This is a genomic window from Roseateles sp. GW821-FHT09H10, assembly GCF_059415865.1.
The window spans coordinates 269615-290136 of record NZ_JBWKOB010000004.1; the positions used below are offsets into that span (position 1 = coordinate 269615).

Sequence of the window (20522 nt, forward strand, 5' to 3'; positions counted from 1 at the left end):
GCGCCTTCAGTCCGGCAGCGGCCAATGCGGGGGACAGGGCACCGCGGCACGCGTCATGCGCTGGTACTCGCCGCTGGCACGCAGCTGGGCCAGGCCACGGTTGAAGGCGCTGCGCAGCGCCTCGCTGCCCGCCTTCACGGGCGGAAACAGCACATGCGTCGTGAAGTGGTCGTTCAGCGGCCGCGGGTGGGCGCTGAGGGCCTGGGCCTCGGCCGGCGTGAACTGCTGGGCCAGCAGGTCGCAGGCCACATTGCGGTCCAGCGGCAGCACGTCGATGCGGCCCAGCAGCAGCATGCGCAGGCTGGCGATGTCGTTGCGGGGCTGCTCATAGCGCAGCCGGCCGCTGCGCGCCGCCTGCCAGAGCTCGGGCGTGTAGGTGTACTCGGGTACCAGGCCGAGCTTGTAGGGCTGCAGATCGTCGATGCTGCGCCAGGACAGGGCCATGTCACGCCGGTGCAGCAGCTGCCAGTGCTCGGTGTAGAGGTTGTCGCTGAGCAGGAAGTCGCGCCGGCGCTCGGGGGTCACGCCCCAGTGCGCGCTGGCGTCCCAGTGGCCGTCGCGCGTCTCGGCGAGAGCGCGCGGCCAGGGCAGGAAATGGAACTGCACCTGGCGCCCCGCCAGCTCGAAGGCGCGCCGCACGACTGCGAGGGCCAGGCCCTGGTCAGCACGGCTGGCGGTGGCATAAGGCGGGAACTCGCCGGTGGCGATGCGCAGCGCCGCTGCGGCCGAGGACGCAGGCGCCGAGGCCGGCTGCGCCTGGGCCATGCTGACTGCCGCACCGGCGGCCAACGCGGCCAGCAGCCACCGGCGGCGGCCTGCCTGGCGCGGCGGCAATGCGTGCATCGCGGCTTCCTCCCGTCGTGTCGGCCCACTGTGCCCGTTTCGCCGCCCCGCGGCAATGCGCGGATCAGCCCTGGGGCGCGTCCGATTCGCTCAGCAGCAGGGCCAGCAGCACCGCCGTGCCGATGGGCGGGACCAGCACGATGGCCAGGAACCACAGCACGACGGAGCGCCCCGTGCGGCGCACCAGCTGGATCATGAACACGCAATGCATCGCGCAAGCCACGGCGAGGCCCAGGCCCAGCAGGGCGAGTTTGCTGGCCGGCGGCTCGCCGTCCTGGGTGCTGCTGATGAGCTGCCACAGGCACAGGAGGCCGATCAGCAGGGTGATCACCGCGTATTCGATGCCGCTCTTGATGTGCGGTTGCATGGCCATGGGCTCAACTCTCTTCGATCAACTTCTTCAGGGGCGCTGGCAGCGCATAAGCCGCGAGTTTCTCCCGGGCCACCCAGGTGGCCGGCTCCAATCTCTGCAGGTTTCCCCCAAGCGTCTCGGCCCGCAGCGTGTGCAGCACCCAGTCGAAATGGGTCAGCGCATGCTGGATGCGCGGCAGCGTCTCGAGGGCGACATCGGGCAAGGCCGCGCGGGCGCCGGCTTCGTCGTCGAACATGGGCAGGGTCCACAGCCCGGCCCAGACGCCGGTGGCCGGGCGCTGCTGCAGCAAGACCTGGCCCTCGGGTTTCTCCACCCAGAGCCACCAGTTCTCGCGGCGGCCGCGCTTGAGCTTCTTGGTCTTGATGGGGTAGCGCGTCGGGTCGCCCTCCTGCTGGCCTCGGCACAGGGGCTGCACGGGGCAGAGCAGGCAGTCGGGCGAGCGCGCCGTGCAGACGGTCGCGCCCAGATCCATCAGGCCCTGGGTGTAGCGGTCGACGTCCTGTGAAGGCAGCAGCTCGGCGGCGCGGTCCCACAGGCGCTTCTCGGCGGCGCTGCTGGAGAGGTCGCCGTCGAAGGCCAGCACGCGGCCGAGCACGCGCTTGACGTTGCCGTCCAGGATGGCGACCCGCTCGCCAAAGCAGAAGGCCGCGATGGCCGCCGCCGTGGAGCGGCCGATGCCGGGCAGCGTCTGCAGGCCGGCCGCCGTGGGCGGGAATGCACCGCCATGCAGTTCCGCCACAGCCTTGGCACAGGCGTGGAGATTGCGCGCGCGGCTGTAGTAGCCCAGGCCGGCCCATTGCGCCAGCACCTCGTCCAGCGTCGCCGAGGCCAGGTCGGTCACCTTCGGCCAGCGCGCCAGGAAGCGCTCGTAATAGCCCAGCACGGTCGTGACCTGGGTCTGCTGCAGCATGACTTCCGACAGCCAGACCCGGTAGGGGTCGCGCGTGTTCTGCCAGGGCAGGGTGTGGCGGCCATGGCGGCGCTGCCAGGCGACGACGGTCCTGCCGAAGTCCGGGATCAACGCTTCTGGCATGACGGGCAATAGAAGGTGGAACGCTGGCCCTGCACGATGCGCCGGATGGCCGTGCCGCAGCGCCGGCAGGCCTCGCCTTCGCGGCCATAGACCTGGGCCTGCATCTGGAAGCTGCCCGCCACGCCGTGGGCGTCGCGGAAGTCGCGCAGCGTCGTGCCGCCGGCCCCCAGGGCCTGGCCGAGCACCGTGCGCACGGCGGCGGCGAGCTTGTCGGCGCGCGGGCGGCTGAGCTTGCCGGCGGGCAGGGTCGGGGCGATGCCGGCCATGAAAAGGGCTTCGCAGGCGTAGATGTTGCCGGCGCCGACGACGATGTCGCCCGCCAGCAGGGCCTGCTTGATGGACACGCGCCGACCGCTCAAGGCCGCATGCAGGTGCAGGCCATCGAAGCGCTCGTCGAAGGGCTCCAGGCCCAGGCCGCCCAGCAGCGTCGCCACCGGCTCGGCGTCCAGGGCCGAGGCCCAGACGACGGCGCCGAAGCGGCGCGGGTCGGTCAGGCGCAGCAGGCCGCGGTCGGTGTGCAGGTCGAAATGGTCATGCGCGCCCGGTGCCGGCGTTGTTTCCAGGAAGGCCAGCGAGCCCGACATGCCCAGGTGCATCAGCAGTCCACCCCTGTTTCCCAGGGGAAGCCACAAATATTTACCGCGTCTTTGCGTGCTGCCGACGCTGCTGCCGAGCAGGGTTTCGGGCTCCACGCCTATGGGCCAGCGCAGCGGTTTACCCAGGCGCAGCCCGGTCACCCGGGCTCCCTGGATGGCATCCGCAAAGCTGCGGCGCGTGACTTCGACTTCGGGCAACTCGGGCATGGGGGCGAAATCATAATCAGGCCCTGTCTGTCGGAGTTCGAATGCCCCTGCCCTCTCGCCGCGTGATCGCTGCGGCCGCCTTGCTGGCCGCCCTGCAGGCCCACGCCCAGGACACCACCCCCGCCGCGCCCCCGCCTGCCGCCGAGCCGACCAACTCGGCCATGGACGCGCCGCTGTTCTATCAGCTGCTGATCGGCGAAATCGAATTGCGCAGCGGCCAGCCCGGCGTCGCCTTCCAGGTGCTGCTGGACGCCGCCCGCCGCACCGGCGACGAGGAGCTGTTCAAGCGCGTCGTCAATATCGCCATCCAGGCGCGGGCCGGCGACCAGGCCCTGATGGCCGCGCGCGCCTGGGCCGAGACGGTGCCGACCTCGTCCGAGGCGCTGCAGAACTGCGTGCAGCTGCTCGCCGTCATGAACAAGCCGGCCGAGGTCCCTCAGCCGCTGGCCTCGCTGCTGCGCGTCGCGCCGGCGCCCCAGCGCCCCGGCTTCATCCTGGCCCTGCCGCGGCTGTTCCAGCGCTCGCCCGATTCCAAGTCCGTGCTGCTGGCCCTGCGGCCGGTGCTGCAGGCCCAGACCGGCCCGCTCAAGCCCGCCGCCCTCTTCACCGAGGCGCGCCTGTCCATCAATGCCGGCGAAAACTCGCGGGCCCTGATGCTGACCCGCGAGCTCAACCAGCTCGAGCCCGAGAACGATGACGCGATGCAGCTGGCCGTCGATCTGCTGCCCGCCAACCCTCAGGCCGAAGGGCTGATCACCGAGAGGCTGCAGCTCAAGCCCGAGCAGCACGCGCTGCGCCAGGCCTATGCACGCGCCCTCATCCTCGCCCAGCGCCCCGTCGACGCCGCGCGTGAGTTCCGCCTGCTGACCGAGACGACGCCCGACAACCCCGCACCCTGGCTGGCCCTGGGCGCCATCGAGCTGGAGCTCAAGCACCCGGCCGTTGCCGAGGCCGCCCTGCGCGAGGGGCTGAAACGCCTGGACACGCCGGCCTCGGGCACCGATGCCGAGATCAAGGCGCGCACCGACGGCCGCCAGCAGGCCTGGCTGATGCTGTCGCAGGCGGCTGAGCAACGTGGCGACCTGAAGGGCGCCGAAGCGGCGCTGCAGAAGGTCGACGGCAATGGCCTGGACCTGCGCTACCGCCGCGCCAGCCTGCTGGCGCGCCAGGGCAAGCTGGCCGAGGCCCGCCGGCTGCTGCAGCCGGCCGCCGACGCCAGCGATGCCGACACCCGCGCCACCCTGCTGGCCGAAGCCCAGCTGATGCGCGAGCAGCGCGACTACCCGGCTTCGCTGGCCGTGCTGAAGACGGCCACGCTGCGCTTCCCGGCCGACCCCGACCTGATCTACGAGCAGGCCATGATGACCGAGAAGGCCGGCAAGTTCGACGAGATGGAGACGCTGCTGCGCAAGGTCATCGAGATCAAGCCCGACTATCACCACGCCTACAACGCCCTCGGCTATTCGCTGGCCGAGCGCAATCTGCGCCTGCCCGAGGCCAAGGAACTCATCGAGAAGGCCCTGAAGCTGGCTCCGGGCGAGCCCTTCATCGTCGACAGCCTGGGCTGGGTCGAATTCCGCCTCGGCAACCTGCCCGAGGCCGCCAAGCTGCTGCGCCAGGCCCACTCGGCCCGGCCCGATGCCGAGATCGCCGCCCATCTCGGCGAGGTGCTGTGGGCCAGCGGCGCCGAAGATGAAGCCCGCCGCGTCTTTGCCGAGGCCGCCCAGCGCGAACCCGCCAACGAGGCGCTGCGCGAGACGCTGGACCGCCTGAAGGTGAAGCCGCGATGAAGTGGGCCGCCCTCCTCCTCGCGATCGCCATCACCGGCTGCGCCCAGCTGCCCCAGACGCCTCCCGTCAGCCAGGAATCACGCCTCAGCGGCCGCATCAGCGTGACCGTGGCCGGTGACGTGCACAACCGGGGCACCGGCGGGGCGGCCAGCTTCGAACTCTTCGGCGGCCCGCAGGCCGGGCGACTGGAACTGACCTCGCCCCTCGGCGCCCTGGTGGCCCGCGCCAGCTGGCAGCCAGGCCGCGTCACGCTGCAGACGCCCAATGACGAGCGCCGTTTCGACGACCTCGACGCGCTGACCCGCGAACTGCTGGGCGAGCCCGTGCCCGTGGCTGCCCTGTTCGACTGGCTGCAGGCGCGCCCCTGGCCCGCCGCGCCCCACCAGAAGACGGCGAGCGGCTTCGAGCAACTGGGCTGGCGCATCGAGCCCAAGCTGCCGGCCCTCGTCGCCACCCGCCTGGCCACGCCCACAGTCACGCTGCGCGCCAGGCTGGACGGCGGGGAATGAAGGCCCTGTACGACCTGGCCGCGCCGGCCAAGCTCAATCTCTTCCTGCATGTCGTCGGCAAGCGCGCCGACGGCTATCACCTGTTGCAGTCGGTCTTCGTGCTGGTCGACTGGGCGGACACCTTGCATGTCGAAGCGCGCGCCGATGGCCAGTTGCATCGCCATGACGTTCTGGGTGGCGACCTGCCGGCCGACGACCTCTGCCTGCGTGCCGCCCGGCTGCTGCAGGCCGAGACCGGCTGCACGCTGGGTGCGGACATCCATCTCGAGAAACGCCTGCCCGCCGGCGCCGGCATGGGTGGCGGCTCGTCGGACGCAGCGACCACGCTGCTCGCCCTGAACCGCCTCTGGGACCTGCGCCTGCCGCTGCAACGCCTGCTGGCCCTGGGGCTGAAGCTCGGTGCCGATGTGCCCTTCTTCCTCGGCGGCGGCCCGGCATTTGTCGAAGGCATAGGCGAGATCCTGCATCCGCTGGCATTGCCCGAGCAGCGCTTTGCGGTGCTCAAGGGACCGGCGGGATTGGCGACCAAGGACATCTTTTCGAGTCCAAGCTTGGCAAGGTCCGAAAACTTGGCTATAGTCGCGGGCTTTCCTGCCTCGGCAAGAACTGCGAATGACTTGGTAAATGGCTTCGGTCGCAATGACCTCCAGCCGGCAGCCGAAGGAATCAGCAGTGAAGTGCGAGACGCGTTGCATCAGTTGTCCGAGATTTTCGGCAACGCCCGGATGACGGGCTCTGGAGCAGCAGTCTTTGCCCGGCTCACCGGGGACGGAAAAGATGGCAAGGACGACCAGTCCCTGGCGACATTGCTGAAGGGCAGACCTTCAGAGTGGACCGGTCGAATCTGCCGCAGTCTGGCTCAACACCCGCTCGCGGGCTGGGTCGACCGAAAAGGTTGAGGGGTGCAGCAGCTCTGCTGTGTCCTGTGTAGGGGAGTCGCCAAGTTGGTCAAGGCATCGGATTTTGATTCCGACATGCGAGGGTTCGAGTCCTTCCTCCCCTGCCAAATTTCTGTTTTTCGCTGAACCGGGCTCTGCTTCAGCGAGCCACTGACACCAGAGGCTCCAAGTGCTGCTCAACACGGTTCTCTTCACCGGCAACGCGAACCCGGTCCTCTCCCAGGAAATCGCTACCCATCTCGGTCTCGAGTTGGGCAAGGCCGTGGTCGGCCGATTCTCCGATGGTGAAGTCGCCGTCGAGATCCAGCAGAACGTCCGCGCCCGTGACGTCTTCGTCGTCCAGCCCACCTGCGCGCCGACGAACGAGAACCTGATGGAGCTGCTGATCATGGCCGACGCCCTGAAGCGCTCCAGCGCCCGCCGCGTCACCGCCGTCATCCCCTACTTCGGCTATGCCCGCCAGGACCGCCGTCCGCGTTCCACCCGCGTGCCCATCTCGGCCAAGGTCGTCGCCAACCTGCTGGAAACCGTCGGCGTCGAGCGCGTCCTGACCATGGACCTGCACGCCGACCAGATCCAGGGCTTCTTCGACATCCCGGTCGACAACATCTACGCGTCGCCGGTGCTGCTGTCGGACCTGAAGAGCCGCAACTACCAGGACCTGGTCGTCGTTTCGCCTGACGTCGGTGGCGTCGTGCGCGCTCGCGCCCTGGCCAAGCAGCTGGGCTGCGACCTGGCCATCATCGACAAGCGCCGTCCGGCCGCCAACGTCTCCGAAGTGATGCACGTCATCGGCGAGATCGACGGCCGCAACTGCGTGATCATGGACGACATGATCGACACCGCCGGCACCCTCGTGAAGGCGGCCGAAGTGTTGAAGGCCCGCGGCGCCAAGAGCGTCTTCGCCTATTGCACCCACCCCATCCTGAGCGGCCCGGCCATCGAGCGCATCGCCGGTTCGCAGCTGGACGAAGTCGTCATCACCAACACCATTCCGCTGACCGACGCGGCCAAGGCCTGCAAGAAGATCCGCCAACTGTCGGTGGCCTTCCTGTTTGCCGAGACCATCCGCCGTATTTCCGACGGCGAGTCGGTCACCTCCCTTTTCTCGGAACAGAACAACAACTTCTGATCCGAATTCGTCGCCGTCGCAAGACGGCTTTTCAACGGCGCCTGGTCGCGGGTGCCGTTTCTCTTTTTGGAGAAAACCATGAAGTTTGTCGCTTTTGAGCGCAAGTTGCAGGGGACCGGAGCGAGCCGCCGCCTGCGAGTGGCCGGCAAGGTGCCGGGCATTGTTTTTGGCGCCGGTGAGCCCGTCATGATCGAACTCGATCACAACGCGCTGTTCCACGCCCTCAAGAAGGAAGCCTTCCACAGCTCGCTGCTGGACATGGAACTGGCTGGCGCCACCACGCAAGTGCTGCTGCGCGACTTCCAGATGCACCCGTACAAGCCGCAAGTCCTGCACTGCGACTTCCAGCGCGTGGACGGCACGACCAAGATCACCAAGAAGGTCCCGATCCACTACATCGGTGAAGAGACCTCCCCGGCCGTCAAGACCGACCACTGCACGGTCAACCACGTCGTGACCGAGCTGCTGATCACCTGCCTGGCCCAGCAACTGCCCGAGTTCATCGAAGTCGACCTGTCGGGTCTGACCAAGGGCCACTCGCTGCACGTCAATGACATCAAGCTGCCCGCTGGCGTCAAGGTCGTCACGCACGGCAAGCCGAACCCCGTCCTGGCAACGCCGGTCGAGCCCAAGGCTGAAGAAGTCATCGTCGCCGCCGCTCCGGCCGCCGACGACGGCAAGGGCAAGAAGAAGGGCAAGAAGTAATTCTTGCTGGCTTCTGCCAACGATCAAGGGCTCCCTCGGGAGCCCTTTTTCATTGCTGCACTGGCTCGGGAAGCCGTCCACCCAAGTTCTTCAACAGCAGATTCGCCGCCGCCAGCTGCCGGTTGCGCGACGACAGCAGATTGCCCTCGGCGGACAGCGCCGAGGCCTGGGCGGCGCTGACGTTGAGGAAGCTGACCGTGCCGGCGCGGTACTGTTCCAGCACGATCTGGAGGTTGCGGCCGGCGGCTTCATAAGCGTCGCGCTGCAGCGCCACCGAGGCACCCGACTCGGCGAATTGCACGAGGTTGTCCTCGACCTCCTGGAAGGCCGTCAGCACCGTCTGCCGGTAGTTGGCCGTTGCGGCATCGGCCGAGGCGCGCGCCTGGGCCGAGGCGAGCTTGCGCTGGCCACCATCGAAGATGGGCTGAGCCACGGCGGCGCCAATGCTCCACAGCAGATTGGGCGCCGACACCAGGTTGGACCAGGACGAGCCTCGGTAGCCGGCGCTGGCCGACAGGTCGATGGACGGGAAGAAAGCTGCATCAGCGATGCCGATCTGGGCGTAGGCCGCCGCCTGCCGAGCCCGCGCGGCGGCGATGTCTGGGCGCTCAGCCAGCAGTGTGGACGGCACCAGGTCGGGCACAGGCGGCAGCTCGGGCAGGCGGGAGGGATCTGAACTCGGCAGCAGCTGGAACTGGCTGGCCAGCTTGCCGATCTGCGTGGCGATGGAATGCTCCAGCTGCGCGCGCTCGGCGCGCAAGTCGCTGAGCTGGGACTGGGTGCTGCGCAACTGCGCGCGGGCCTGCAGCACATCGGTCTGGGCGACGACGCCGCTGGCGTAGCGAACCTCGGTCAGTTCCAACGCTCGTTGATTGGCGGCGACTGTGCGCTCCAGCAGGGCCTGCTGGGCCTCGGCGGTGCGCAGCGCGAAATAGCTCTGCGTCAGCGTCGCCTGAGCGGACAGGCGCAGGGCCGCCAGGTCGGCCTGGCTGGCCTGGTAGCTCGCGCCGGCGGCCTTGACGCCCTCGGCGAGGCGGCCCCACAGATCGATCTCCCAGGCCGCATTGGCGGTCAGGGAATTGTTGGTGGACACCGTGCGCTGGCCGTTGCCGTTCTCCACCGATGCCGAGCGCGTCGTGCCGCCATTGACGGAAAGCGTCGGGAAGATGGCCGAGCGGCTGGCGCCCAGCACGGCGCGCGCAGATGTGACCTGGGCGAGAGCCGCAGCGAGGTTCTGGTTGCCGACGACGAGGTCAGCCTGCAGGCTGTCCAGCACCGGGTCTTTGAACATCGTCCACCAGGCTTCGGGCACGGCGACGTCCGGCGCCACCCGACGCCATTCGGCCGAGCCCTTGAAGCTGGCCGGCGGCGCTGGCTCGGCGGGCGGGCGCTGCGCCGTGATGGCGCAGCCGCCAAGGGCCAGGACGAGAGGAAGAAGAAAGGCAGTCTTCAGCATGGCTTCAGGTCGCGGTCTGGAGGACGGGGGCCGGGCCGGGCTTGCGCTTTTTCTTGCGGCTCAGCCTGTCCATGCAGCAGAACACGACGGGCGTGGTGTAGAGGGTCAGCAGCTGGCTCAGCAGCAGGCCGCCGACGATGGAGATGCCCAGCGGCACGCGCAGCTCGGCGCCTTCGCCATGGCCCAGGGCCAGCGGCACGGCGCCGAAGACGGCGGCCACCGTCGTCATCAGGATGGGGCGCAAGCGCAGCAGGGCAGCGCGGTAGATGGCGGCGCCCGGCGACAGGCGGCTGCCGCGCTCGTCCGCCGCATGCTGGGCCGAGATGGCGAAGTCCAGCATCATGATGGCGTTCTTCTTCACGATGCCGATCAAGAGGATGACGCCGATCAGCGCAATGATGCTGAAGTCGGTCTTGAAGGCCATCAGGGCCAGCAGCGCGCCGACGCCGGCCGAGGGCAGGGTCGACAGGATGGTGATCGGGTGGATCAGGCTCTCGTAGAGCATGCCCAGCACGAGGTAGATGGTCACGATGGCCGCGAGGATGAGCAGGGGCTGGGACTTCAGCGAGGCCTGGAAGGCCTGGGCCGTGCCCTGGAAGCTGCCGCGCACCGAGACCGGCGCGCCTGTGCCGGCCACGGCATCGTTGATGGCCGAGACGGCATCCGACAAGGCCACGCCCTCGGCGAGATTGAAGCTGATGGTGCTGGCCGGCGTGCCGCTCTGATGGCTGACGGACAGCGGCGTGTTGGTCGTCTCCACGCGCGCCACGCTGGAAAGCGGCACCTGCAGGCCGCCGCCGCTGGTCAGCATCAGGCGGTCCAGGGTCTGGGGGCTCTGCAGCCAGACAGGGGCCAGCTCCATGACGACGCGGTACTGGTTGAGCGGGTTGTAGATGACGCCGACCTGGCGCTGGCCGAAGGCGTTGTTCAGCGTGCCGTCGACGGCGCTCATCGTGATGCCCAGCCGCGCCAGCGCGTCGCGGTCGACGACCAGGGATGTCTGGGTGCCCTTGTCCTGCTGGTCGGTGTTGACGTCGGTGATCTCCGGCACCTCGGTCAGCGCGCGGCGGATGCGCGGCTCCCAGGTGCGCAGGTCGGAAAGTTCGTCGGCCTGCAGCGTGTACTGCAGCGAAGCATTGGCCTGGCGGCCGCCGATGCGGATGTCCTGCACCGGCGCGAGGAAGAGGTTGGCCCCCGGCACCTTGGCGAGCTTGCCGCGCAGGCGGTTGATGACGGCGTCGATGCTCTCTTTCCTCTCGGCCTGCGGCTTCAGGCTGATGAACATATTGGCGCTGTTGCGCTGGCCGCCGCCGGTGAAGCCGGTCACATGGGCCACGGCCGGGTCGGCGCGCACGATGTCGTGGAAGGTGCGCAGCTTGAGCTGCATGGACTGGAAGGAGGAGGCCTGGTCGGCCTGCACGCCGCCCGTCATCAGGCCGGTGTCCTGCTGCGGGAAGAAGCCCTTGGGAATGGTCATGTAGAGATGCACGTTCAGCGCGACGACGCCGGCCAGCAGCAGCAGCGCGATGGGCTGGTGGCGCAGCGTCCAGCGCAGCGAGCGCCGATAGCCGCGCATCAGGCCGCGCTGCATGCGGGCCAGCAACTGGCCGAAACGGCCCGGCCTCTTCGCCGCCGCATGGGGCTTGAGCAGCGTCGCCGCCATCATGGGCGTCGTCGTCAAGGACACCACCATGGACACCAGGATGGCCACCGACAGCACGACGGCGAACTCGCGGAACAGCCGCCCGACGATGCCGCCCATGGCCAGGATGGGGATGAAGACGGCAATCAGGCTCAGCGAGATGGAGACGACGGTGAAGCCGATCTCGCGCGCGCCCTTCAGCGCCGCCTCGCGCGGTGGCACGCCGCGCTCGATGTGGCGCGAGATGTTCTCCAGCACGACGATGGCGTCATCGACGACAAAGCCGGTGGCCACCGTCATCGCCATCAGCGACAGGTTGTCGATGCTGTAGCCCAGCAGATACATGAAGCCGCAGGTGCCGGCCAGCGACACCGGCACGGCCACCGCCGGCAGCAGGGCCGCGCGAAAGCGCCGCAGGAAGATGAAGACGACGGCGATGACCAGGCCGAAGGAGATGGCCAGCGTGCGCTGCACCTCCTTGATGCTGCCGCGGATGGTGGACGTGCGGTCCATGACCACATCGACATCGATGGCCGGCGAGATCGAGGCGCGCAGCTGCGGCAGCAGCGCCCGCACCGTGTCGACGGTTTGGATGATGTTGGCGCTGGGCGCCTTGTTCAGGATCAGCAGCACGGCCGACTTGCCGTTGGCCAAGCCGTCGTTGCGCAGGTCCTGCACGCTGTCGTCGATCTGGGCCACGTCGCGCAGATGCACGGCGGCGCCGTTCCTGTAGCTCAGCACCAGCGGCGCGTAGTCGGCGGCCGTGCGGGCCTGGTCGTTGGCGGCGATCTGCCAGTAGCGGTCATCGCTCTCGAGCTGGCCCTTGGGCCGGTTGGCATTGGTCGCGACGACGGCTGCCCTCACCTGCTCCAGCGAGATGCCTTGCGAAGAAAGCTTGTTGGGGTCCAGCTCGATGCGCACCGCCGGCAAGGCGCCGCCGCCGACGCTGACCTGCCCCACGCCTTCGACCTGCGACAGCCGCTGGGCCAGCACCGTGGACGCCGCGTCGTACATCTGGCCGCGCGTCAGCGTGTCCGACGTCAGCGCCACGATCATGATGGGCGCGTCGGCCGGGTTGACCTTGCGATAGCTCGGGTTGCTGGGCATGCCCGTGGGCAGCAAGGCACGCGAAGCGTTGATGCCGGCCTGCACATCGCGGGCGGCGCTGTCGATGTCGCGGCTGAGGTCGAACTGCAGCGTCACGCGGCTGCTGCCGAGAGACGAGGACGAGGTGATCTCGGTGACGCCGGCGATGCTGCCCAGCGTCCTCTCCAGCGGCGTGGCCACGGTGGCGGCCATGGTGTCGGGGCTGGCGCCGGGCAGGGACGCGCTGACCGAGATGGTCGGGAACTCGACCTGGGGCAGCGGCGCAATGGGCAGCAGCAGATAGGCAATGGCGCCGGCCAGCGCGATGCCGCAGGTGATCAGCGCCGTACCGATGGGGCGCTCGATGAAGACGCGTGACAGGTTCACGCCGCAGCCTCCTCGGACTTGCCGCGACCGCGCTTGAGCCTTGCCGCCAGTGCCGCAAAGCCAAGATAGATGACCGGCGTTGTGAACAGCGTCAGCAGCTGGCTGACGATCAACCCGCCCACCATGACGACGCCCAGCGGATGGCGCAGCTCGCTGCCCACGCCCGTGCCCAGCATCAACGGCAAGGCACCGAGCAGGGCCGCCATCGTCGTCATCAGGATGGGCCTGAAACGCAGCAGGCAGGCTTGATAGATCGCTTCACGCGCGGGCATCTTCAGATCACGCTCCGCCTCCAGCGCGAAGTCGATCATCATGATCGCGTTCTTCTTGACGATGCCGATCAAGAGCACGATGCCGATGATGGCGATGATGTCCAGGTCGAGTCGGAAGGCCAGCAGCGCCAGCAGCGCGCCCAGGCCGGCCGACGGCAGCGTGGACAGGATGGTCAGCGGATGGATGGTGCTCTCGTAGAGCACGCCCAGCACGATGTACATGGTCACGATGGCCGCCAGGATGAGCAGCAGCGTGCTCGTGAGGGAGGCCTGGAAGGCCAGGGCCGCGCCCTCGAAGCGGGTCTCGACGCTCAGCGGCAGTTGAAGCGCATCCACCTCAGCGCGGATGGCCTTGACCGCTTCGCCCAGCGAGGCACCCGGCGCAAGGTTGAAGGAGATGGTCGACGACGGGAACTGCGCCACATGGTTGACTGCCAGTGGGGCCAGGCGCTCGCTGAATCGGGCCACCGAGCTGAGCGGCACCTGAACCCCGCCGGAACCGGGCACATACAGACCCTTCAGCCCATCCAGGCCCTGGCGGTACTCGGGCGCCACTTCCAGCACGACGCGGTACTGGTTGCTCTGCGTGAAGATGGTCGAGATCAGCCGCTGGCCGAATGCGCTGTACAACGCGCTGTCGATGGCCGCCACGCTGACGCCCAGCCGCCCGGCCGCATCGCGGTCGATGTCGACATAGGCCTGCAGCCCCTTCTCCTGCTGGTCGCTGGCGACGTCGGCGATCTGCGTGATGCCGCGAAGCCTCTCCAGCACGGCCGTCGTCGAGCGGCTCAGCTCGGCGGCATCGGGCGAGCTCAGCGTGAACTGGTACTGGGTCTTGGCGATGCGGTCTTCAATCGTCAGGTCCTGCACCGGCTGCAGATACAGCGAGATGCCGGGCTCGTCGGCAGCCGCGTCGGCAATGCGGCGCGCCACCTCGGCGGCACTGGCGCCCCGGCCCTCCTTGGGCTTGAGCGCAATCTGCAGGCGGCCCTGGTTCAGCGTCGTGTTGCCGCCGTCCACGCCGATGAAGGAAGACACGCTGTCCACCGCCGGGTCCTTCAGCACCCGCTCGGCCAGGCGCTGCTGGTGCTCGGCCATGGCGCCGAAGGAGGTGGACTGTGCCGCCTCGGTGATGCCCTGCAGCTGGCCGGTGTCCTGCACCGGGAAGAAGCCCTTGGGCACCAGCAGATAGAGCACGCCGGTCAGCACCAGCGTGGCGACGAAGACGACCAGCGTCGCCGCCGAGCGGTCCAGCACCCAGTTCAGCATGCGGCCATAGCCGGCAATGGTGTCGTCGAAGGCCTTGCCGACGCGCCGCCACAGCCAGCCGTGGTCCTCGTCATGCTCATGCTTGAGCAGGCGCGCGCACATCATCGGTGTCAGCGTCAGCGACACAAAGGCCGAGATCAGGATGGACACGGCCAGCGTGATGGCGAACTCGTGGAAGAGGCGGCCGACCACATCGCCCATGAAGAGCAGCGGGATCAGCACGGCGATCAGCGAGACCGTCAGCGAGATGATGGTGAAGCCGATCTGCTTGGAGCCGGTCAGCGCCGCGTCATAGGGCGTGACCGCTTCGCCGCCCTCCTCCATATGCCGCGCAATGTTTTCGATCATCACGATCGCGTCATCGACCACGAAACCCGTCGAGATCACCAACGCCATCAACGTCAGGTTGTTGATCGAGAAGCCCGCCATGTACATGACGCCGAAGGTGCCGACGAGCGACACCGGCACGGCGACGGCCGGGATGATGGTGGCCGGCAGGCTGCGCAGGAAGACGAAGATGACGCCGATGACCAGCACGACGGCGAACAGCAGCTCGTGCTGCACGTCGGTGACGGAGGCGCGGATGGTGGTGGTGCGGTCGCTGAGCAACTGCACGTCCAGCGACGCCGGCAGGCTGGCCTGCAGCTGAGGCAGCACGGCGCGCACGCGGTCCACCGTCTCGATGACGTTGGCGCCCGGCTGGCGCTGCACGTTCAGGATGACGGCCGACACCGACGACTTGCTGGCCTGCCCCGCCCAGGCGGCCAGGCGCAGGTTCTCGGCGTCGTCCACCAGCTGGGCCACGTCCTTGAGACGCACCGCATTGCCGTTCTTGTAGGCGATGACAAGGTTGGCGTATTCGCCGGCGCTGCGCAGCTGGTCGTTGGCATCCAGCGTGGAGGCACGCAAGGGGCCGTCGAAGCTGCCCTTGGACTGGTTGACGTTGGCGCCCGAGATGGCCGTGCGCACATCGTCGATGGACAGACCGAGCGACGCCAGCGCGCCAGGGTTGGCCTGGATGCGCACGGCCGGCCTGCGGCCGCCGGCGATGCCGACGAGGCCCACGCCTGGCACCTGAGAAATCTTCTGCGCCAGCCGGCTTTCCACCAGATCGTGCACGCGCGTGATGGGCAGCGTGGTGGACGACACCGCAATCGTCAGCACCGGCGCGTCTGCCGGGTTGACCTTGCTGTAGACCGGCGGCATGGGCAGGTCGCTGGGCAGCAGATTGCTGCCGGCGTTGATGGCGGCCTGCACCTCCTGCTCGGCCACGTCCAGGGCCAGGCTGAGCTCGAAGCGCAGCGTGATGACCGAGGCGCCGCCCGAGCTGGTGGAGGACATCTGCGCCAGGCCCGGCATCTGGCCGAACTGGCGCTCCAGCGGCGCGGTGACGGAAGACGTCATCACGTCGGGGCTGGCGCCGGGATAGAGGGTCGTGACCTGGATGGTCGGGTAGTCGACCTCGGGCAGGGCCGAGACCGGCAGCAGCCGGTAGGCCAGCGCGCCGGCCAGCACGATGGCCAGCATCAGCAGCGAGGTCGCGACCGGCCGCGCGATGAAGAGGCGTGACGGGTTCATGGGCTCAGGGATTGGGAGCCGAGGCACGGTGCTGCTGCAGCCAGGCGCGGCGGTCCTCGGGCGTCATGGCCCTGAGCTTCTCGACCATCTCGGGCGGCACGCGGGCCTCCCAGCGCGGACGCTCGCCTTCGGTGGCACTGGCCGCGCTGGCAGCAGCACTGGCGGCACTCGCCGCCGCTGCGGCACCGCGCCCACGGCCACGGCCACCTGAGCCTGCAGCGCCCGCGGCCGGCGCCTTGATGACTTCGGCCTTGCCGCCGTCGCGCAGGCGGTCGGCACCGTCGGTGACGACCTGGTCACCCTCCTTCAGATCGCCCTGCACGGCCGTCGCGTCGCCATCGGCCGCCAGGGTCTGGACCTTGCGCAGGGCCACCTGGCCGTCGGCCACGACGTAGACAAAGATGCCCTGGGAACCGCGCTGCACCGCCGCCGTCGGCACGACGAGGACGTCCTTCAAGGTGTCCAGCTGCAGCCGCACATTGACGAACTGGTTGGGAAAGAGGCTGCCGTCCTTGTTGCCGAACAGGGCCTTGACCTTGATGGTGCCGGTGGTGGCGTCGATGGCGTTGTCGGTGCTGGCCACGCGGCCCTCGGCCAGCTTGTTGCGGCGCTCGCGATCCCAGGCCTGCACGGGCAGGGCCTGCTTGTCGCCGAGCTGCTGGCGGATGCGCGGCAGGCGGGCGTCGGGCACGGCGAAGACGACGGCGGCCGGCTGGGTCTGGGCGATGGTCAGCAGGCCGTTGGCATCGCCCGGCGTGATGTTGTTGCCCAGGTCGGCCTGCTTCAAGCCCGCCTGGCCGGCGATGGGCGCGGTCACGCGGGTGTAGGACAGCTGCAGCTTGGCGTTGTCCACGGCGGCCTGGTCGGACAGCAGCGTGGCCTGCAGCTGGCGCACCAGGGCCTGCTGGGTGTCGAGCTGCTGGCGCGGCGCGGCGTCCTTGGCGACGAGGTCCTTGTAGCGGGCCAGGTCGGCGCGGGCGTTCTCGAGCTGGGCCTGGTCGCGGGCCAGCGTGGCCAGGGCCTGGTCGCGGGCGATCTCATAGGGCTTGGGGTCGATCAGGGCTAGCACCTGGCCGGCCTTCACCGGCTGGCCTTCATGGAAATAGATGGCCTTGAGCTCGCCGCTGACCTTGGCCCGCACGACGGCGGTGTTGGCCGAGGCGATGCTGCCGATGGCGTCGACGACGACGGCCATGTCGCGCTTGTGCACGGCGGCGACGGTGACGGGCTGGGGTCCGCTGCGGCCAAAACGCCCGCCCGCGGGGCGCCCCGAGCCGGCCCCCGATGCCGCCGAAGCCGCACCGGCCGGCCCCTCGGCGCCGCCTTCGCCGCCACGGCCCTTCCACCACCACAGCGCGGCCGCGATGGCGATGACGGCCACCACGACCCAGATCCAGGTCTTGTTGCTGCCCTTGGAATCCTTGTTCTGCATTCGCTCCACTCCTGGTTGCAGCCAAGTTTCCCGGCCGAATGTAGCTAAACCATTGCTGGAGGCCAAAGCTACGATCACGTTCATGATCAAGCTGATGGTGGGCCTGGGCAATCCGGGTGCCGAATACGAAGACACGCGCCACAACGCCGGTTTCTGGTGGATAGACGGCCTCGCCCGGGGCCTCAAGGTGAGCCTGCAACCCGACAAGGCCTATCACGGCCTGGTGGCCCGGGTGAACCACGCCCCCGGCGCCAGCGGCCCGGTCTGGCTGCTCGAGCCCATGACCTATATGAATCTGTCGGGCAAGTCGGTGGCGGCACTGGCGCGCTTCTTCAAGATCGCGCCGGAGGAGATCCTGGCCATCCACGACGAGCTGGACCTGCCCCCTGGCGAGATGAAGTTCAAGAAGGGCGGCGGCGACGGCGGCCACAACGGCCTGAGAGACATGCGCGCCCAGCTGGGCAGCGGCGACTTCTGGCGCCTGCGCTTGGGGATTGGCCACCCGGGCCACAAGGCCGAGGTGGCCAACTATGTGCTGCGCAAGCCACCGCTGGCCGAGCGTCAGGCCGTGGAGGACTGCATCGAGAAGAGCTATGCCGCCGTCGAGCTGATGCTGAGCGGCCAGATGGACAAGGCCTTGGCCAAGATTCACGCCAAACCGCCGCGTCCCAAGCCCCCCAAACCGCAGCCGCCGGTGGAAACTCCAGCCTCATGAAGACCCTGCCGCTGCTTCTGACCCTCGCCCTCACGCTCCCGGCGCTGGCGCTGGCGCAGACGCAGACCCGCAGCGCCCAGGTCTACCGCTGCGGCCCCGAGGGCCGCGACCTGCGCGACTCGCCCTGCCCCGGCGGCAGCGCGGCCAGCAGCGTGGAGTTCGACCAGCCCAGCGCCGCCGACAGCCAGGCGGCCCGCCACCGCCACCTGGCCGACGCCAAGCAGGCCGCCGCCATGGCCCAGGCGCGCCGCGCCAGCGAGGCCGAGGCCCGCCACCTGCGCGCCCAGGCCATCGGGCTGCAGCAGCCTCCCGCTGCCGTCCAGCCCGCCAAAAGCCCGCAGGTCACCCAGCTGAAGCCGCCCAAGACGGCCAAACCCCACAAGCCCGCCACCGCCGCCAGCGGCCATCGATAGAATGCCCGCCGTTGGTGCTCGCGACTGCCTTCAAGGCAGCCGCAGTTCAACGGGAATCAGGAGGACGAGCGGTTTCATCGCGGATCTAACCTGAGCTGTCCCCGCAACGGTAAGTGGACGAGGCTCTCACGCCTCCCCTTTCGACCACATGGCCACTGGTGCTTGCACCGGGAAGGCGTCGAACGGAAGTCCACCAGCCCGGATACCGGCCAACGACGGGGCCGCCTCGCGCATTCGCGACGCGGCCGTTTATCAGCCTTGCTGCGGGGGTCAGCACGGCTGAGTGTTCGTTCGCGTCTCATCTCATGTCTCACTCCCTCCTCGCGGCCCGTCGGTCGCTGCTCGCCCTGGCCGCGCTGGCTGCCCTGGCCTCGCCCGCCCACGCCCAGAACAAGCTCGGCACCGTCGTCGTCACGGCCGCCCGCGTGCCCCAGCGCCTGTCGGACGTGCTGGCCGACCTGACCGTCCTCACCCGTGCCGAGATCGAGCGCCAGGCCGCTGCCAGCGTGGCCGACCTGCTGCGCAACAACGGCTGCGCCGAGATGGTTCGCAACGGTGGCGCCGCCTCCACGACCTCCCTGTTCCTGCGCGGCGCCGACACCCGCCACACCCTGGTCATGGTCGACGGCGTGCGCATGGACTCGCAGTCCACCGGCGGCGCCAGCTGGCAAGGCATTCCCATCGCCCAGATCGAGCGCGTCGAAGTGCTGAAGGGCCCGGCCAGCGCCATCTACGGCTCGGACGCCGTCGGCGGCGTCGTGCAGATCTTCACTCGCAAGGGTGGCGGCAGCATCGCTGGCGACTTCGGCGTGTCGCTGGGCACCCAGGCCACGCACAAGGTCGACGGCGGCCTGTTCGGCAGCGCCGGCATCATCGACTTCGCCTTCTCCGGCGCCGTCGAGGAGAGCGACGGCTTCAACGCCACGGTCGACTACCCCGGCTCCTTCAGCTTCATCCCCGACCGCGACGGCTGGCGCAAATACCAGGGCACGGCCCGCGTGGGCGCCCAGCTGAGCGAAGGCCAGCGCGTCGAGCTCGTCGCCACGCGCAGCCACGGCAATGGCCAGTACGACGCCTCCAAGTCGCGTCCCCTGGCCGACGACCGCAACGTGCAGGACACCGACGCCACTCGTCTGCTGTGGACTTCGCAATGGACGCCCGCGCTGAACACCCAGATGAGCTACGGCGAATCGCGCGACCGCTACGAGACGACGCCCTCGCCCTATCTGACCATCACCAAGGTGCGCGTCCTGGAGCTGACCGGTTCCTACACCCTGGCCAAGGGCCATCAGCTGAACGGCATCGTCGAGCGCATCGAAGATGAGTTGCAGAACAGCGGCCTGGTGACGGCCGGCGTCGGCAAGCGCCACCGCAACGCCATGGGCGCCAGCTGGCTGTACAGCACCGGCCCGCTGAGCCTGCAGGCCCATGCCCGCCATGACAACGACAGCCAGTTCGGCAGCGCCGACACCGGCACCCTGATGGCGGGCTACGAGATCGTCACCGGCCTGCGCCTCATCGGCCAGGTCGGCAACGCCTTCCGCGCGCCGACCCTCTACCAGCAGGGTTCCGTCTACGGCCCCGATCTCAGCAAGCCCGGCGGCAACGCGCTGGATGCCGAGAAGGGCCGCAATGCCGAGATCAGCCTGAAGTACGGCGTCGGTGACACCGAGCTCAGCGCCACCGCCTACCGCAACCGCATCAGCAATCTCATCATCTTCGGCGCGGCGGGCAGCTGCAACAGCGCCTTCGGCTGCTACCAGAACGTCTCGGCCGCCCGCCTGCAGGGCCTGAGCCTGACCGGCAACACCAAGCTCGGCATCGTGAGCCTGCGCGCCACCATGGACTTCCAGAAGCCCACCGACGTCAGCACCGGCCTGCTGCTGGCCCGCCGCGCCAAGCGCCACGCCACGCTGGGCGCCGACACCGAGCTGGGCGACTGGCTGCTGGGAGCCAATGTGCAGGCTTCGGGCGCACGCTGGGACAACGCCGCCAACACGCGCAAGCTGGGTGGCTATGGCCTGGTCAACTTCAACGCGCAATACAAGATCCGCCGCGACCTGAAGCTGCAGCTGAACCTGGACAACGCCTTCGACCGCGAGACCACGACGGCCTATGGCTTCGCCTCCGCGCCGCGCACGGCCCTGGTCAGCCTGCGCTGGTCCCCGCAGCTCTAATCGGGCGC

At 68.9% G+C, this 20522-nt stretch carries 16 protein-coding genes, 1 tRNA gene and 1 riboswitch; of the genes, 9 read left to right on the forward strand and 8 right to left on the reverse strand.

The annotated features are described in order from the left end of the window. Window positions 1-6 precede the first annotated feature (6 nt). From AC07OY_RS19805 to mutM, 4 genes are all read right to left on the reverse strand, one after another. Entirely contained in the window at window positions 7-843 is an 837-nt protein-coding gene (locus AC07OY_RS19805; protein WP_495044331.1) for a substrate-binding periplasmic protein, read from the reverse strand. A 64-nt stretch (window positions 844-907) separates the two neighbouring features. Next, window positions 908-1216 carry a hypothetical protein gene (locus tag AC07OY_RS19810; protein ID WP_495044332.1) on the reverse strand — a complete coding sequence of 103 codons (309 nt, stop codon included), beginning with the start codon at window positions 1214-1216 and terminating at the stop codon, window positions 908-910. 4 nt (window positions 1217-1220) lie between these two features. Further along, window positions 1221-2249: an A/G-specific adenine glycosylase gene (gene mutY, locus AC07OY_RS19815; RefSeq protein ID WP_495044333.1), complete on the reverse strand. Its 1029-nt coding sequence runs from the start codon at window positions 2247-2249 to the stop codon at window positions 1221-1223. Next, entirely contained in the window at window positions 2234-3052 is an 819-nt protein-coding gene (mutM, locus tag AC07OY_RS19820) for a bifunctional DNA-formamidopyrimidine glycosylase/DNA-(apurinic or apyrimidinic site) lyase (RefSeq protein WP_495044334.1), read from the reverse strand. Before mutM ends, mutY begins: the two co-directional genes overlap by 16 nt. A 41-nt stretch (window positions 3053-3093) precedes the next feature. On the opposite strand from mutM, the gene AC07OY_RS19825 reads away from it, so the two are divergent. The 6 genes from AC07OY_RS19825 (at window position 3094) to AC07OY_RS19850 (ending at window position 8087) form a co-directional block, all read left to right on the forward strand. Further along, on the forward strand, window positions 3094-4842 hold the full coding sequence (locus AC07OY_RS19825) for a tetratricopeptide repeat protein (protein WP_495044335.1): 1749 nt from the start codon (window positions 3094-3096) through the stop codon (window positions 4840-4842). Beyond that, complete coding sequence (locus AC07OY_RS19830; protein WP_495044336.1) at window positions 4839-5351, forward strand: lipoprotein insertase outer membrane protein LolB; 513 nt, start codon at window positions 4839-4841, stop codon at window positions 5349-5351. The genes AC07OY_RS19825 and AC07OY_RS19830 overlap by 4 nt, the downstream gene beginning before the upstream one ends. Next, window positions 5348-6250, forward strand: coding sequence for a 4-(cytidine 5'-diphospho)-2-C-methyl-D-erythritol kinase (gene ispE, locus AC07OY_RS19835; protein WP_495044337.1), 903 nt, complete (start codon window positions 5348-5350; stop codon window positions 6248-6250). Before AC07OY_RS19830 ends, ispE begins: the two co-directional genes overlap by 4 nt. A gap of 30 nt (window positions 6251-6280) precedes the next feature. Then, a tRNA-Gln gene (locus AC07OY_RS19840) sits at window positions 6281-6357 on the forward strand. A 62-nt stretch (window positions 6358-6419) separates the two neighbouring features. Next, the gene (locus AC07OY_RS19845) at window positions 6420-7382 is read left to right on the forward strand and encodes a ribose-phosphate pyrophosphokinase (protein WP_119046833.1); all 963 of its coding nucleotides are present in this window, start codon (window positions 6420-6422) and stop codon (window positions 7380-7382) included. Window positions 7383-7460: 78 nt separating this feature from the next. Next, entirely contained in the window at window positions 7461-8087 is a 627-nt protein-coding gene (locus AC07OY_RS19850; protein WP_495044338.1) for a 50S ribosomal protein L25/general stress protein Ctc, read from the forward strand. A 49-nt stretch (window positions 8088-8136) separates the two neighbouring features. Here AC07OY_RS19850 and AC07OY_RS19855 read toward each other — a convergent pair whose 3' ends face one another. Genes AC07OY_RS19855 through AC07OY_RS19870 form a run of 4 tightly spaced genes read right to left on the reverse strand, consistent with a single transcriptional unit; the run spans window position 8137 to window position 17209 of the window. After that, on the reverse strand, window positions 8137-9543 hold the full coding sequence (locus tag AC07OY_RS19855) for an efflux transporter outer membrane subunit (RefSeq protein ID WP_495044339.1): 1407 nt from the start codon (window positions 9541-9543) through the stop codon (window positions 8137-8139). A 4-nt stretch (window positions 9544-9547) separates the two neighbouring features. Further along, window positions 9548-12658 (reverse strand): multidrug efflux RND transporter permease subunit, encoded by a 3111-nt coding sequence (locus tag AC07OY_RS19860; RefSeq protein ID WP_495044340.1) that lies wholly within the window; start codon window positions 12656-12658, stop codon window positions 9548-9550. Then, window positions 12655-15777, reverse strand: coding sequence for an MdtB/MuxB family multidrug efflux RND transporter permease subunit (locus tag AC07OY_RS19865; RefSeq protein ID WP_495044341.1), 3123 nt, complete (start codon window positions 15775-15777; stop codon window positions 12655-12657). The genes AC07OY_RS19860 and AC07OY_RS19865 overlap by 4 nt, the downstream gene beginning before the upstream one ends. 4 nt (window positions 15778-15781) lie before the next feature. Then, entirely contained in the window at window positions 15782-17209 is a 1428-nt protein-coding gene (locus tag AC07OY_RS19870) for an MdtA/MuxA family multidrug efflux RND transporter periplasmic adaptor subunit (RefSeq protein ID WP_495044342.1), read from the reverse strand. Between the two features lie 82 nt (window positions 17210-17291). On the opposite strand from AC07OY_RS19870, the gene pth reads away from it, so the two are divergent. The 3 genes from pth (at window position 17292) to AC07OY_RS19885 (ending at window position 20514) form a co-directional block, all read left to right on the forward strand. Beyond that, a complete protein-coding gene (gene pth / locus AC07OY_RS19875; RefSeq protein ID WP_495044343.1) occupies window positions 17292-17924 on the forward strand; it encodes an aminoacyl-tRNA hydrolase in 633 nt (210 codons plus the stop codon). Continuing rightward, window positions 17921-18337 carry a hypothetical protein gene (locus AC07OY_RS19880; RefSeq protein ID WP_495044344.1) on the forward strand — a complete coding sequence of 139 codons (417 nt, stop codon included), beginning with the start codon at window positions 17921-17923 and terminating at the stop codon, window positions 18335-18337. The genes pth and AC07OY_RS19880 overlap by 4 nt, the downstream gene beginning before the upstream one ends. Then, a riboswitch (cobalamin riboswitch) is annotated at window positions 18333-18565 on the forward strand. (Overlaps the previous gene by 5 nt.) A 77-nt stretch (window positions 18566-18642) precedes the next feature. Then, complete coding sequence (locus tag AC07OY_RS19885) at window positions 18643-20514, forward strand: TonB-dependent receptor plug domain-containing protein (protein ID WP_495044345.1); 1872 nt, start codon at window positions 18643-18645, stop codon at window positions 20512-20514. Window positions 20515-20522 lie beyond the last annotated feature (8 nt).